Below are 14,676 nucleotides of genomic sequence, written 5' to 3'. Positions count from 1 at the left end.
TCACTTTTATCGGTCCATTCTAACGATTTTTGGAGTGAAAGTTCCCAGAACTTCCACCAAATCAGTTTGATTTCCCATTACTTTTGTAATGTCTTTGTATGCCATTGGTGCTTCATCAATATTTCCGCCAATTAAGGTTACATCACTAGCTTTCAAAACCTTTTTGATTTCACTTTGGGTAAAAGTAGCTTTGCATTTCGCTCTTGAAAATAAACGTCCTGCTCCATGCGAAGCCGAATTTAAACTCTCAGTATTTCCTTTCCCTTTTACAATATATCCCGGAGCTGTCATTGATCCGGGAATAATACCCAATTGACCTTTAGCTGCAGGAGTTGCACCTTTTCTGTGCACAATGCATTCTTGTCCGTTGACCATTTCTTTCCAGGCAAAATTGTGATGATTTTCGATTGTAACCACTACTCTTTTCCCTATTGCTTTGGCAATTCTTCTATGAATATCATCGTGACACGCTTTTGCGTATTCTCCAGCTAAATTCATCGCTAACCAATATTCCTGTCCATCGTGCGTGTTTAGATCTAACCAAGCCAAATGCTGAACGTTTTTAGGCAAAGGACATTGCTTAGTCGCCAAATAAGTATAATGTTTGGCGATGTTTGCTCCCAAACCTCGAGAACCACTATGCGATAAAACAGCAAAATACTCTCCTACGCCTAGTTTCCACTCATTCTCCGGATTGTCAATTTTCGCAACGCCAAATTCTACAAAGTGATTTCCTCCGCCAGAACTTCCTAATTGCTTATAAGCTTTAGGTAAAAGATTCTTCAATAAAGGAATATCCTGAAATTCACTTTTGTAAAAAACTTCATGATCTGCTTTTACAGCATGTGTTTCGTTCATTCCAAATTTGGTATTGTCTTTTAAAATCGCCTGCAACTGATGCTCCTTTCCTTTAAAATGTGAAGCCGGCAAATCAAAAATTGATAAACTCATTCTGCAGCCAATATCAACACCCACGCCGTACGGAATAACAGCATTATCTGTGGCTAAAACTCCGCCAATTGGCAAACCATAACCTGAATGCGCATCCGGCATTAATGCTCCGGCAACTGAAATTGGTAATTTTAGTGAATCATACAACTGAAACTTTGCCTGCTCATCGATTTCATTTTCACCAAAAATGGTAAAAGGAACTCTTGTTGTTTTCAGTTGGTGCATTCTTACCTGAACCGGATTTATTAAACCTTCAGCCACTTTGCCCCACGTTCCGTGTCCTTCAAACTTTTCGGGATGAAGTAAAACCTCTTTGGCTTCTGCTAGAATAGATTCTTTTTTTTCTCTTTTTCTATATCTGTTTATTTGCCCTAAAGCAATATTTATTGAATTATTTTTTGGAAAGCCTAACTTGATCAGGTCCTTTCCGGATAATTTATTTCCCATGATTTATATCATTTCGTCCACGTATTTTTGGTACAATACATGCAGACTTTTATTTTTAATTGGGCTTATCTCTCTTGGATTTTCATTTTGATAATATCTCCAACGATAAGAAAAACCATTTACTAATTTGTTTATTTTATATCTTAAATTAAGATTAGTAATGTAATTGTCAAGAACCTGAATTTCACTTTCTAAATCTGCATCAACCATTTTGGTATGCGTTATCATGTATGGTTTAATGCGAAATACATAACGCCATGGCTCATTAAAAATATAATGAATTTTATAGCGTTTACAATTAGGACACCATCGTTCCCTTTTATAAAAATGCATTTTCTCTTTTTCAGTTAATGTTAGTTTAGGACTTCTCCATTCTGATTCAGAAAACTCTTTTACTGTTTGAAGCTTTTCGACATATACATGTTTTCTTTTCCTTTTTTTCTTTTTCTTAAAAGATTTTTCAGGAGAATGCTGCCATGTATTGATCTTTTCCAACAATGTCCTGTAAAAGGAAGCTTCATTAGATCTTACTATATCTTCTCTTAGTACAAAACTGCGTTCCCAACCTTTTTGATAAGGCGTTGCTAAAGGAACCAATGGTAAATTTTGTCGTTTTTTCCAGAGTTCAACTTCAAGCTTTCTGATCTGAATTAATTTTTTATCGAAATCTTCTTTTACTAATCTTTTCTTTGTTCTTTTATTTTTAAAGCGAGAGCACAAAGCATACTCTTCTGCTGTATAATTTTCCATAAAAAATTATAGTGCATTAAATTAATAGCCAACAGAGGCCATAACATTTTACCCGTGAGGATAAATAATAAAATCGATTATTCGGGAAAATTTGAAGTGTCTAGAATAAAAAAAGCCCGAAACTAAATGTCTTCGGGCTTTTATATATATCTAAAAAATGATTTTCTAAGATTGAAAAAGACCACGAAGAAGCGCTGCACCAAATCCGTTTGGTGTGAAGCTCTGAGATGATAATGTAAATACAGACATTTTTCTTCGTTATTAAAGGGTTATTACTTTTTTCGTGTGCAAATATTGTGAATTGTTTTTTGATTTTCCAAATTTATTTTAACGAAAATTCATGTAAAAAATAATTGCTATATTTTTTCAACAGTAAAAAAACTGATTATCTATCTGAAAACTAAAGTCCTATCCCTGATGGAAGCGACATCCTTTTTGTTGCTTCTTTAGCGAGAAAAAGATATAGCGGACAGCAGGAAATAGCTCCTAATTATTAAAAATTCCAAATATTTAAAATTCCAATTTTTCGTAATTTTCAAAAAGTATAACCATAAAAAAAGCCCCGATTTCTCGAGGCTTTATGCTTTTGTTTTTGTGAATTTTGTTTTATTCTGCAACTTTGCTTTTGACAACTAATCTGAAACCTTCACCGTGAATGTTAAGGATTTCAACATCTTCATCTGCTTTTAGGTATTTTCTAAGTTTAGCGATGTAAACGTCCATACTTCTTGAAGTAAAGTAGTTATCATCTCTCCAGATTTTTGTTAACGCTAATTCTCTTGGCATTAAATCATTTTCATGAAGAATTAACATTTTTAGCAATTCATTCTCTTTTGGAGATAATTTTATTGGTTCGTCGCTTTCGAAAGTTAAAAATCTAAGTTTCGAATTCAGGTGGAATTTACCAATGTTAAACTCAAACTGAACTTGTTCTGCTTTTGTATCTGCAGATTTTCTTTGAATGATCGCTTTGATTTTCATTAATAAAACTTCTGAATCAAACGGTTTATTCAAATAATCATCAGCACCTGCTTTATAACCTTTCAATACATCTTCTTTCATCGATTTTGCCGTTAAGAAGATAATTGGCACTTCACTGTTCTTTTCCCTAATTTCTTTGGCCAAAGTGTAACCATCTTTATAAGGCATCATTACGTCAAGAATACATAAATCATATACATCTTTCTTGAATTTCTCGAAACCTTCCATACCGTTTTTAGCTAAAGTAACTTCAAAGTCATTTAACATTAGATAATCTTTAAGAACTGCCCCAAAATTAAGGTCATCTTCTACTAAAAGTATTCTTTTGTTATTATTTTCCATATTTTAATTTATTAATGGTATTTTTATTATAAAGGTGCTACCTTTTCCTTTTTCGCTTTCAACATATACTTGACCATTGTGATCCTCTACTATTCTTTTTACATAAGCAAGGCCTAAACCGTGTCCTTTTACATTATGTAAATCTCCAGTATGCTCTCTGTAAAATTTTTCAAAAACTCTTTTTTGAGCTATCTTACTCATACCAAGACCATTATCTTTTACTTTTATCAGAATCATGTCTTTCACATTTTCTGTAAAAATTTCTATTTCAGGAATACCAGGGGAATATTTTATAGCGTTTTCTAAAATATTAACCAATACGTTTGTAAAATGTACTTCGTTGATTAAAGAAGTTGTTCTTGCAGCATTAAAATGCTTTACAACCGTTCCTTTTCTATCTTCCAAAATTAAATTTACGTGCTCAATTGCATCATCGATTATATCGTGAATTGCTGTTGGCTCTTTTGTAATGTCTAACTCTCTTTTTTCTAATTTAGAAATACGAAGAACATTTTCAACCTGGGCATGCATTCTTTTATTTTCATCCCGAATCATTTGCAGATATCGAAAAACTTTTTCTTTATCTTCAATAATTTTAGGATTTTTAATCGCATCAAGGGCTAAATTTATCGTTGCAATTGGAGTTTTAAACTCATGCGTCATATTATTTATAAAATCTGTCTTGATTTCAGAAATATGCTTTTGACGTAACAATTGATTCAACGCACTTGTATAAGCAACTATTATAATTAATGTAAAAATTATTGACAATATTGTAATACTCAACAATTCAGACAATAAGAATTTCTTTTTATGAGGGAAAGTTATATATAACTCATATTTACTATTTCCTTCATTATCAGTATATATTGGCACATGATAACTTGCGTCTTTATCATAATGAAATCCATCCGACTTCACTTTTGTCACTAAACCGCTATTTAGAACACCAAACTCAAATTTGGTTTTTACTTCATATTCTAATAATTCCTTTTTTAAGAGCTTTTGAAGCTTATCTTTTGTAATTCGACCTTCTATAGGTGTCAGTGAAGCAATATCCTTGTATTGAATTTGCTGCTGTACTTTATTTAAAATATCTAAACTACCTGATTTTTCAATTTTTAGATCCGGAATAATACTTTGACCTAAACTGTTATTGTCTATTCCGTTATTGTTATTATAAACTTCAGTGACTCTTTTTGAACTGAAGTTTTTAAATCTTTCACTACTAAATTTTTTATTAAATAATGAACCATTTATATCGTAGTCTTCAGATGTAAGTGTATTAGAGTATACAATTGTTTTATTTGTTTTTGTATTTCTCTGTACATAGAGAACTTCTAATAAATCTTCTTTTTTTGGAGTCTTGCCTGTACTGTCTTTTATACGGTTGTATTTGTCGTAGAAACTGTATTCCTCTTGTTGTTCAAGTTTATCAGCAACATTACCAATTACTTGTGTTACGTGGTATTTAAACTGCTCATCGTTGTTTTTAAACGAAGAGTTAAACCAATATACCTGTACCAGAATGATTCCAATTAAGGACAAACTCATAAGTAAAACAAGTATTCTAAAAAATAATTTATTCATCGAAACAAAATTAATATTTTAACAATATACTAAATAATACATTAACCAAATATTAACATTTAAGACTGATTTTGTTTTATATTTAAAATTTTAAGAATTTTAACAACTTCTTCTTTAGCAATTTTAAGATTACTGTTATTAATTACAAAATTGCTTAAAGAAATTCTTTTTTCGTCATTCCATTGCATTTTTATTCTGCTTAAAACTTGTTCGCGTGTGGTATTATCTCGCTTCACAACTCTTTCGATTCTAATTTCTTCCGGTGCAGTAACGGTTATAATTACATCACATTCTTTATAACGACCGCTTTCGAACAAAATTGCGGCCTCATAAATTACATAGTCGTGGTTTTTATTTTCTTGTAGCCATGATTCAAAATCGCTTTTTACTGCAGGATGAACAATGGCATTTAGCTGTGCTAATTTCTCAGCATTATTAAAGACAATCTCAGCAAGTTTTGCTCTCTTTAAAACATCATTTTCAAAAATAGAATCCCCAAATGTTGTCTTTATTAGTTTTATTATCTTTTCAGCTTGCATTACTTTTTTGGCTGCATCATCGGCAATGTAAACAGGAACGCCCATTGTCGCAAAATAATTTGCAACTGTGGTTTTACCACTTCCTATTCCGCCTGTTAAACCAATAACTTTAGTCATACTATACTTTAAAAAACATACGAGGAAAAGCTTCTTGTGGTTTTTTCTTTAAAAGAATAATTTTTATGAACGACTTTAAAAATCCTTTTCCATAACCATAAAACTGCTTCCAAACTGCAATTACAGATAAATATCCAATTTTAATACTTTTATTTTGAATACTTGATGTAAGAAAAATAATAACGAAATATACAAAATATAATTGTAATAAAATATCGATATTGAAAATTAATAGTAAAAAAGCTAATAATAACCCCAGTATAAAAACTGAAGGAAAGAAGAATGTTAACTTATTATGTTCTGGATACCAACTATTTAATATAGGTCTCGCGATCCCAAATTTATTTACCTGAATTGAAAATTTTTCCCAATCTATCCTACGTTTATGATAAACATACGCCTCTGGGAATAGTCTGGTTTCAAAACCAAGGTTCCATAAACGGATCGAAAGGTCCGGATCTTCGCCGGGATGGATGTTTCCGAAGCCTTTTGATGCTTCAAATGCCTTTTTTGAAATTCCCATATTGAAACTTCTAGGCTGGAACTTATTAATTTTTTCAGATCCACCACGAATTCCTCCTGTTGTAAGGAAGGAAGTCATAGCAAAATTAATTGCTTTCTGAATATCCGAAAAACTATCTAATGCTTTATCAGGACCTCCAAAACAATCTACATAATCTGCATCTAATGCTTTTCTAACTTCAGTAAGATAATTAGGCGGAATAATACAATCCGAATCAAAAATGATAAAATAATCACCACGTGCCTTTTGCATTCCGAAATTTCTTGAATCACCAGGTCCTGAATTCGGCTTAAAATAATAAGAAATGTTCAATTTTCCCTGATAGGTCATCACCACATCTTTGCATGGTATTGATGATCCGTCTTCTACAAGAACAATTTCAAAAGCTTCATTATAATCAGATTTAGACAGACTTTCTAAAAGTTCATCAACTTCATCTGGGCGATTATACACGGGTATAATTAAAGAAAAAATCATAACGGGATGTGCGGTATTAAAGTGGCAATTTTTAAACTTCAAAATTTTAACAAAGATATGTTATATTCATAAAAAAACCATCAACTTTAGGTTGATGGTTTTTTTAATTATGCTATTTTTTTATCTACTTGATACTTTCGATTTCAACAACTTCATTTGTATCTGCTTTGTAATCTACTCCGGCAAATTCAAACCCAAAAAGATTTAAGAAATCGTTTCTATACCCAGCTAAATCTCCAATTTCAGGTAACGTTTCAGTTGTAGCTTCTAACCATAGTTTAGCCACTTTTTCCTGAACATCATCACGCATTTCCCAATCGTCGATTCTGATTCTTCCTTTTTCATCTACAGGAACTTCAGATCCATTGTATAATCTGTCCTGAAACAAACGTTGGATTTGCTCAATACAACCTTCGTGAATACCTTCTTCTTTCATAATTTTATACAAAAGAGAAATATACAATGGAATAACCGGAATGGCAGAACTTGCCTGCGTTACCAATGCTTTGTTTACAGAAACATAAGCTTTTCCTCCTATTGATTTTAAACTATCTGTAATAGAGAACGCTGTAGCCTCTAAATCATCTTTTGCACGACCAATTGTTCCTTTACGGTAAACAGCCTCTGTAAGTGATGGCCCAATGTATGAGTAAGCTACTGTTGTCGCTCCGTCTGCCAATAAATTTTCAGCTTTTAAAGCATCGATCCACATAGTCCAGTCTTCTCCGCCCATTACCGCTACAGTATTTTCAATATCTTCTTCATTTGCCGGAGCAATAGAAACTTCTGTTACGTTTCCTGTATGAAAATCTACTGTTTTATTGGTAAAAGTTTGTCCGATTGGTTTTAAAACTGAACGGTGTAATACTCCAGTAACTGGATGTTGACGAACCGGTGATGCTAAACTATAGATTATAAGATCAATCTGACCTAAATCAGCTTTGATCAAATCTAAAGTTTGTCTTTTTATTTCGTTTGAAAAAGCATCTCCATTAATACTTTTTGCATACAAACCCGCTTTGTGAGCTTCTGTTTCAAATGCTGCAGAATTATACCAACCTGGAGAAGCTGTTTTACCTTCAACGGGTGGTTTTTCAAAAAATACTCCAATAGTTGCAGCATCAGATCCAAAAGCACTTGTAATTCTTGAAGCTAATCCAAAACCTGTTGAAGCACCAATTACTAATACTTTTTTAGCACCGGCGATTGGACCTTTTGATTTAATATATTCTATTTGATTTTTAACATTTTGCTCGCTGCCCTTTGGGTGTGCAGTCAAGCAAATAAATCCTCTCATTCTAGGTTCTATAATCATATTTTTGTATTTATTCGTTGATTGGGTTAATCCTATCATTAAGATAATGAGTATCCTATTTACGTTTGTTTCATTCTCTTTAAGTTGACAAATATAAATTATTTCTTTAGTTCAACAAGGCTTTAGCATGATTTAAAGCCGAATCAGAAACAACTGCTCCTGACAACATTTGAGCAATCTCTATAACTCTTTCGTCCTGAGACAATAGCTTCAATTCTGATTGCGTATCGTCATCTACTGTAGATTTAAAAACTTTAAAGTGAGAATCTCCCTTTGCTGCTATTTGAGGCAAATGCGTAATGGCAAAAATTTGCATTGTAGCACTCATTTCTTTCATAATTTCCCCCATTCTAATGGCTATTTCTCCTGAAACTCCGGTGTCTATCTCATCAAAAATTAAAGTAGGTAATTTTGAGTATTGCGCCAAAATAGCTTTAACAGCCAACATAATACGGGACATCTCTCCTCCTGATGCTACTTTTTTCAGTAAGCCAAAATCAGTTCCTTTATTGGCAGAAAACAAAAACTGAAGTTCGTCTTTACCATTCTGAAAATAGGTTTCTGATGGCAAAAGCTCCATATTAAAACGAACGTTGGGCATTCCTAAAGTTTCTAAAATCGAGATTAGTTTTTGAGATAAAACAGGAATTGCATTCTGTCTGTTTTCATGAATCGTAGCCGAAAAAGCGTCCAATTCAATTGCTTTTTGATCTATTGCTTTAGATAATAAAGAAATTTCTTCTTCGATATTATCAAGCTCTAATAAAGTATTTCCCAGATTCGCCTGAATTTCGATCAGTTCATCTACAGAAGTTACCTGATGTTTCTTTTGCAAATTATAAATCAATTGCAATTTCTGACTTACAAATTCTAGTTGTACCGGATCATTCAATAATTTTTCGGAAGCATTTTGGAGCTCTTTAGAAACATCATCAAATTCAATCGCTAAACTCGTTATTCTCTCAAATATACTTTGGTATTCAGGAGAAAAAAGGGCGATTTTTTGTACTGCCGTTTTGATTTCATTAAGATTATGAAAAACTCCAAATTGCTCTTCGTTAGCAATTACAAGAGATTTATCAATTGCTTCTTTTATAATTTCAACGTTATTTAATTTCTCGAATTCGGTTTCTAATTCTTCTTGTTCGCCAGATTTTAATTTAGCCGATACTAATTCATTCAATAAAAAAGTATTATACTCTTGTTCTTTTCCTGAATCACTTTGTTTTTTCAGCAAAGCATTCAATTTAGATTTATCTGCTTTATATGATTTTAGTGCTTTTTGATAAGATTGAATAGTATCAAAATTATTTGCAATTGCATCAATAATTTTAAACTGAACTCCTTCATCTGAAAGTTCCTGAGTTTGTTGCTGCGAATGTATATCAATCAAAAATAAACTTAGATCTTGTAATTCCTGAAGATTTACAGGACTATCATTTATAAATGCACGCGATTTTCCTGAAGGCAAAATTTCTCTTCGAATGATGGTATCCTCTTCGTAATCGAGATCATTTGCTTCAAAAAATTCCTTAAGATTATATTTTGAAATTTCAAAATGTGCCTCAATAACACATTTTTCTTCTTTATTTTTTAATGATGTTAGATCAGCTCTTTTTCCTAAAACTAATCCTATTGCACCTAATATAATAGACTTACCAGCACCCGTTTCACCTGTAATTATAGAAAAACCTCTTGAAAAATCGATAGTGAGTTTTTCAATCAGGGCATAGTTTTTAATTGACAAGGACGTTATCATAAGGAAATTGTATAAATATAAAAGTTAGTTAAGATAGTAAAATTGAGGATCAATTAAAATTTAATCTGAGACCATTTAGTAGAATTCAACGGAGACACTTTATTCAGTACATCTGTTAAATCTCCAACGGGAATATTAGGCCCACCTGAAAAGATAGAAACAATTTCATCTGACTTTGCATCAAAAAATACTCTGGTTAAAAAGGCATTTGGTTTAACTGAATTCAATTTTCCCATGATCATTACAGCATTCTTAATTTTTTCTTTTGATGCCTTTAAATCAAGACTCATTCCGTCTAAACCTGTGTGATACGCATACATCACCTGACGTAAATCGCTATACATTGGCGAGATCATATCATTTATCAAATAGTAACGATTCTGAAGTCCATCAGATTGACTCCAGCCTTTAGAACCGCCTTGTTGCGCCACACTGGCAATATTTTGAGCAGTTTCAAGATATTGATTTCCTGCTCCCATTTGAAAAGTATCGGCATCCATTGCCAAAATCAGGTAACTGTAAAAAGATACGACAGAAACTAAATTAGACTCGAAAGTGGCTGGGTTAAAAAGCAAAGGCTCATACTCTATGTAGCGAAAATTAAAGTCTTTATCGTTGTAATTTAAAACAGGCGAAGAATAAGTTGAGTTAAAAATTAATCGGGATGATTGTACCTGAATTGTCCCTGTAAACTGATCAGAACCACCTGATGACAATGTAATATACATTGAACAATTGATTCGTTCGTTTTGTTTTAAGACCGATCCTGTCCAGTCTGTTTTATTTACAAATTCAGACAAAGAAGTTTGAAGTGTTTTAAAAACCTGCTGATTAGGATTAGGAAGTCTTTCTGTATTAATAGTTACGGTACAGTTTAGCTGTTGTGCTTGTGTAAAGCCAAAAATTAAAAATACAAAAAGAGTAACTATTTTATTCATGCGAAAGATAATATTTGGTTCCAGCTGCAATTATAAATCATTATGGCTTTGAAAAATGCAAAATCACTTTATTTAAAATATCAACAGCAACAGATTCTTTTGATTTTAATTCCATTGGTTCGACTTTAAAATTATGATCAATAAAAGTTACTTTATTGGTTTCTTTTTTAAAACCTGCTCCTTCATCTTGTAAGGAATTTAAAACAATCAAATCTAAGTTTTTTTTCTGAATTTTCAACTTAGCATTTTCAATTTCATTTTCTGTCTCTAAAGCAAACCCTATTAAAAACTGATCCTTTTTTATTGCTCCCAGTGATGCTAAAATATCTTTTGTTTTTTCGAGTTCGATCGAAAAATCACTTGATGCTTTTTTTATCTTTTGTAAAGCTACAACTTTAGGTCTGTAATCTGCAACAGCTGCTGCCGCAATAGCAACATCTACATCATTAAAATACAAATGACACGCATCATACATATCCTGAGCCGAAATTACATCTACAACTTTAACTAAACTGTTTTTAGCTTTATAATGTGTTGGCCCTGAAACCAGAATGACCTGCGCTCCAAGACTAGCTGCTTGATGAGCAATATCAAAACCCATTTTTCCGGAAGAATGATTTCCAATAAAACGTACAGGATCTATTGCTTCGTATGTTGGTCCGGCAGTAATTAATATTTTTTTCCCTTTTAGAGGTAACTTGCTTTCTAAATCAGCTTCAAGAAAAGCTACAATATTCTCAGGTTCAGCCATTCTGCCTTCACCGGACAAACCGCTTGCCAATTCTCCGCTTTCAGCCGGAATCATTACATTACCAAACTGTTTTAGAGCAGCAAAACTAGATAAAGTTGAAGGATGTTTATACATATCCAAATCCATTGCCGGAGCATAATAAACAGGACATTTAGCTGATAAATAGCAGGCAATTAAAAGGTTATCGCAATTTCCTGTAGCCATTTTAGATAAAGTATTCGCGGTGGCAGGAGCTACTATCATTAAATCAGCCCAAAGACCTAATTCAACATGATTTGTCCAGACAGCATCTTCATCATCCTGGCTAAAGAAATTAGAATGTACAGGATTTTTTGATAACGTAGATAACGTAAGTGGAGTTACAAAATCCTTAGAAGCAGGTGTCATTATCACTTGGACATGTGCACCTGCTTTTATGAAAAGTCGTACTAATGAGGCTGTTTTATAGGCTGCAATTCCACCAGAAACACCCAGTAAAATTTTTTTCCCGTTTAAAACTGACATTATACTATAATATTATTTGTTTGAACTTCTGTGGTAAGTTTTACCGTCTAACCATTCCTGAACTGCTAAAGCGTGTGGTTTTGGTAATTTTTCGTAAAATTTAGAAACTTCAATTTGTTCTTTATTTTCAAAAACTTCTTCAAGACTGTCATTATAAGTAGCAAACTCTTCTAACTTCTCAGTTAATTCTTTTTTAATTTCAGAATTAATTTGATTTGCTCTTTTAGCCATAATGGTAATTGCTTCATACACATTTCCTGTTGGCTCTTCAATAACTGTTTTATTGTAAGTTATTGTATTTACAGGAGCATTCGTCTTTTTTAAATCCATGACTTTATTTTATTTAGTAAATTTTTGTAAATCTGTTTCAACTCTGGCATTCATTTCCTCTGCCTGCACTTTATATTTTGTAGCACTATTAAACTTAATTAAGTTATTGTAAGCTACTTTTGCCACATTTAAACGTTCTTCCATTTTTGCAGGAATACTGTTTATTGCTAATTTGTATGCCGAATCGTATTTGTAAAAAAGGGCATCTTCTTTAAAAGGTGTCCCGGGATAATCAGCTATAAAATTATCAAAAGCCACTAAAGCTGCTTTATAATCTGAAATTGTATTGTATCCTTTTGCATTTTCATATGCTTTTTTCTCTAATTTTCCATTCAAGACTTTTACAGCTTCATTTGCCTGCGCGATGTATTCTGAATTTGGGTAATTATCAATAAAAGTTTGAAATTTTTCTAATGCTTTTTGAGTATCTGTTTGATCTAAACTATAAACAGGAGCCAATTTTGAATAACTGTAAGCACCTAAAAAAGCTGCTTCCTGTACTTTTTCGCTTCTTGGATAGCCTGAAACAAAGCTTTCGAACTGATATCCTGCCAAATAGTACTGTTTTGACTTATAATAAGATTGCGAAAACATATAAAAAAGTTTCTCTGCCTGAGGTTTTCCTCTGTAAGAAGGCGCTAATTGTTCAAAAAGACGAATAGCTTTTGAATATTTTCCTGCTTCGTACATCTTCGTTGCCACTTCAAATTTAGCTGCAACATCCTCATTTTTTAATGCTTTTTGATATTCACTACAAGAACAAAAAAGGACAACAACAATTAATAGAGATACTATTTTTTTCATTTTCTTACTTTTATTATGATTTCTTAGACAATTATGCCAAAGCAAAATCACACCGAAGTTCCGGTGGCAAATTTAGTTATTAATTTAGCTACTACAAAATATTTTTTGGTATATTAAAATACCGGCAATCTCACTCTTATTTTATGCTGTTTTTTACAAATTCATTCAATCGGTTTGCTAACGATTCATCAACACTTACCAATGGCAAACGCACTGTGTTCTCAGCAATACCAAGGGCTTGAAAGACTTGTTTGATTCCTGCAGGATTTCCCTGTTCGAAAATCATATCAATACAGTCTGACAAAATGTATTGGGTTTTAAACGCTTCCGTTACCTTTTTATTTAGTCCTAAACGAATCATTTCTGAAAATTCTTTTGGAAAACCTTGCGCAATAACCGAAATTACACCTGCTCCACCGGCTAAAACAATTGGCAAAGCAATCATATCATCTCCTGAAATTACAAGAAAATCTTTTGGTGCATTTTTTATCAATTGCATTGCCTGAACAACATCACCTGCTGCTTCTTTTATAGCGACAACATTATCAAAATCATTGGCTAAACGAATTACAGTAGACGGCAACATATTGCTTGAAGTTCTTCCCGGAACATTATATAAAATTACCGGAATTGGAGAAGCTTCTGCAATGGCTTTAAAATGCTGATAAATTCCTTCCTGTGTTGGCTTATTATAATAAGGAGAAACAGAAAGAATGGCTTCAAAAGCTGAAAAATCTCCAGTTTTTAATTCCTCAACAATCTGCATTGTATTATTTCCACCAACACCAAGTACCAAAGGCAATCTTCCTTTGTTAGTATCGATTACTGTTTTTATAACTAATTCCTTTTCGGCTTGTGTTAAGGTAGCATTTTCTGCCGTTGTACCCATAACCACAAGATATTCAACCCCTCCGTCTATCGAAAAATTAACGATACGCTGTAAAGCTTCGATATCAACTGAAAAGTCTTTTTTAAATGGAGTTACAAGCGCAACACCAGTTCCTATTAATGATTGCATATTCTAATTTATAATTTTATTTTATACTCTTTAAATACTTAAACAATTCGAAAACGAAAAGTTTATAATTTTGTACAGCGGTATCAATCATCCATCGATTTAATCTTTTATCTACAGATGCAAATCCCACTTTAAACCTGGCTTTCGACTGGTTGGTTATCATCATCAAAATTGCAGTTTCGATATCATAATAACTAATCAAAAGATCAAATTCTGCCGCGATAAATTCATTCAAAAAAACTTCGGTAATTTCCCCCTTCCAATTGATATGTTTTGCACCAAATGTAGGGATCAAATACGTTTCTTTCTCTTTAAATTTACTCCTATACGCTACAACTTTTATATTCTGAAGTGCGATGCCCTGCAGAACAAGCTCATTTACCAATTCTTTTGAATGACGAAAATTACTTTCATCAATCAGTAAACCAATTGTTTGTACATTACTGGTAAAGACTTCATTTTTGAAATTATTCAAGTTTTTATTTAATGTTTTTTTTACAAAAAATTCCTTTATATAATTTAAAAACATAGTACTTTTGC

General features: G+C 32.4%; 14 protein-coding genes. All 14 read right to left on the bottom strand.

From position 1 onward, the window contains the following. Positions 1-6 precede the first annotated feature (6 nt). The 14 genes from FLP_RS11180 to FLP_RS11115 all read right to left on the bottom strand — a co-directional run bounded on the left by FLP_RS11180 (position 7) and on the right by FLP_RS11115 (position 14,665). Complete coding sequence (locus FLP_RS11180; protein WP_065449595.1) at positions 7-1,398, bottom strand: RtcB family protein; 1,392 nt, start codon at positions 1,396-1,398, stop codon at positions 7-9. 3 nt (positions 1,399-1,401) lie between these two features. Next, positions 1,402-2,148, bottom strand: coding sequence for a hypothetical protein (locus tag FLP_RS11175; protein WP_065449594.1), 747 nt, complete (start codon positions 2,146-2,148; stop codon positions 1,402-1,404). A gap of 606 nt (positions 2,149-2,754) precedes the next feature. Next, a complete protein-coding gene (locus FLP_RS11170; RefSeq protein WP_065449593.1) occupies positions 2,755-3,471 on the bottom strand; it encodes a response regulator transcription factor in 717 nt (238 codons plus the stop codon). Positions 3,472-3,474: 3 nt separating this feature from the next. After that, positions 3,475-5,061 (bottom strand): sensor histidine kinase, encoded by a 1,587-nt coding sequence (locus FLP_RS11165; protein WP_065449592.1) that lies wholly within the window; start codon positions 5,059-5,061, stop codon positions 3,475-3,477. Between the two features lie 59 nt (positions 5,062-5,120). Beyond that, complete coding sequence (coaE, locus tag FLP_RS11160) at positions 5,121-5,717, bottom strand: dephospho-CoA kinase (protein WP_065449591.1); 597 nt, start codon at positions 5,715-5,717, stop codon at positions 5,121-5,123. A 1-nt stretch (position 5,718) separates the two neighbouring features. Continuing rightward, positions 5,719-6,717: a glycosyltransferase family 2 protein gene (locus FLP_RS11155; RefSeq protein ID WP_065449590.1), complete on the bottom strand. Its 999-nt coding sequence runs from the start codon at positions 6,715-6,717 to the stop codon at positions 5,719-5,721. 124 nt (positions 6,718-6,841) lie between these two features. Further along, entirely contained in the window at positions 6,842-8,032 is a 1,191-nt protein-coding gene (gene fabV, locus FLP_RS11150) for an enoyl-ACP reductase FabV (protein WP_065450252.1), read from the bottom strand. A gap of 106 nt (positions 8,033-8,138) precedes the next feature. Next, positions 8,139-9,791 carry a DNA repair protein RecN gene (gene recN / locus FLP_RS11145; protein WP_065449589.1) on the bottom strand — a complete coding sequence of 551 codons (1,653 nt, stop codon included), beginning with the start codon at positions 9,789-9,791 and terminating at the stop codon, positions 8,139-8,141. A 53-nt stretch (positions 9,792-9,844) separates the two neighbouring features. Beyond that, positions 9,845-10,729, bottom strand: coding sequence for a type IX secretion system protein PorD (porD, locus tag FLP_RS11140; protein ID WP_065450251.1), 885 nt, complete (start codon positions 10,727-10,729; stop codon positions 9,845-9,847). Positions 10,730-10,769: 40 nt separating this feature from the next. After that, positions 10,770-11,984: a bifunctional phosphopantothenoylcysteine decarboxylase/phosphopantothenate--cysteine ligase CoaBC gene (gene coaBC / locus FLP_RS11135; RefSeq protein WP_065449588.1), complete on the bottom strand. Its 1,215-nt coding sequence runs from the start codon at positions 11,982-11,984 to the stop codon at positions 10,770-10,772. Between the two features lie 12 nt (positions 11,985-11,996). Further along, a complete protein-coding gene (locus tag FLP_RS11130; RefSeq protein WP_008463064.1) occupies positions 11,997-12,314 on the bottom strand; it encodes a DNA-directed RNA polymerase subunit omega in 318 nt (105 codons plus the stop codon). 9 nt (positions 12,315-12,323) lie between these two features. After that, the gene (locus FLP_RS11125) at positions 12,324-13,118 is read right to left on the bottom strand and encodes an outer membrane protein assembly factor BamD (RefSeq protein WP_065449587.1); all 795 of its coding nucleotides are present in this window, start codon (positions 13,116-13,118) and stop codon (positions 12,324-12,326) included. A 136-nt stretch (positions 13,119-13,254) separates the two neighbouring features. After that, positions 13,255-14,136, bottom strand: coding sequence for a 4-hydroxy-tetrahydrodipicolinate synthase (dapA, locus tag FLP_RS11120; RefSeq protein ID WP_065449586.1), 882 nt, complete (start codon positions 14,134-14,136; stop codon positions 13,255-13,257). Between the two features lie 16 nt (positions 14,137-14,152). Beyond that, positions 14,153-14,665: a DUF6913 domain-containing protein gene (locus tag FLP_RS11115; RefSeq protein WP_065449585.1), complete on the bottom strand. Its 513-nt coding sequence runs from the start codon at positions 14,663-14,665 to the stop codon at positions 14,153-14,155. Positions 14,666-14,676 lie beyond the last annotated feature (11 nt).

The organism is Flavobacterium piscis (assembly GCF_001686925.1).
GTDB lineage: Bacteria > Bacteroidota > Bacteroidia > Flavobacteriales > Flavobacteriaceae > Flavobacterium > Flavobacterium piscis.
The sequence above is the reverse complement of the archived record's forward strand: the minus strand, read 5'-3'. Positions and strand labels throughout refer to the sequence as shown.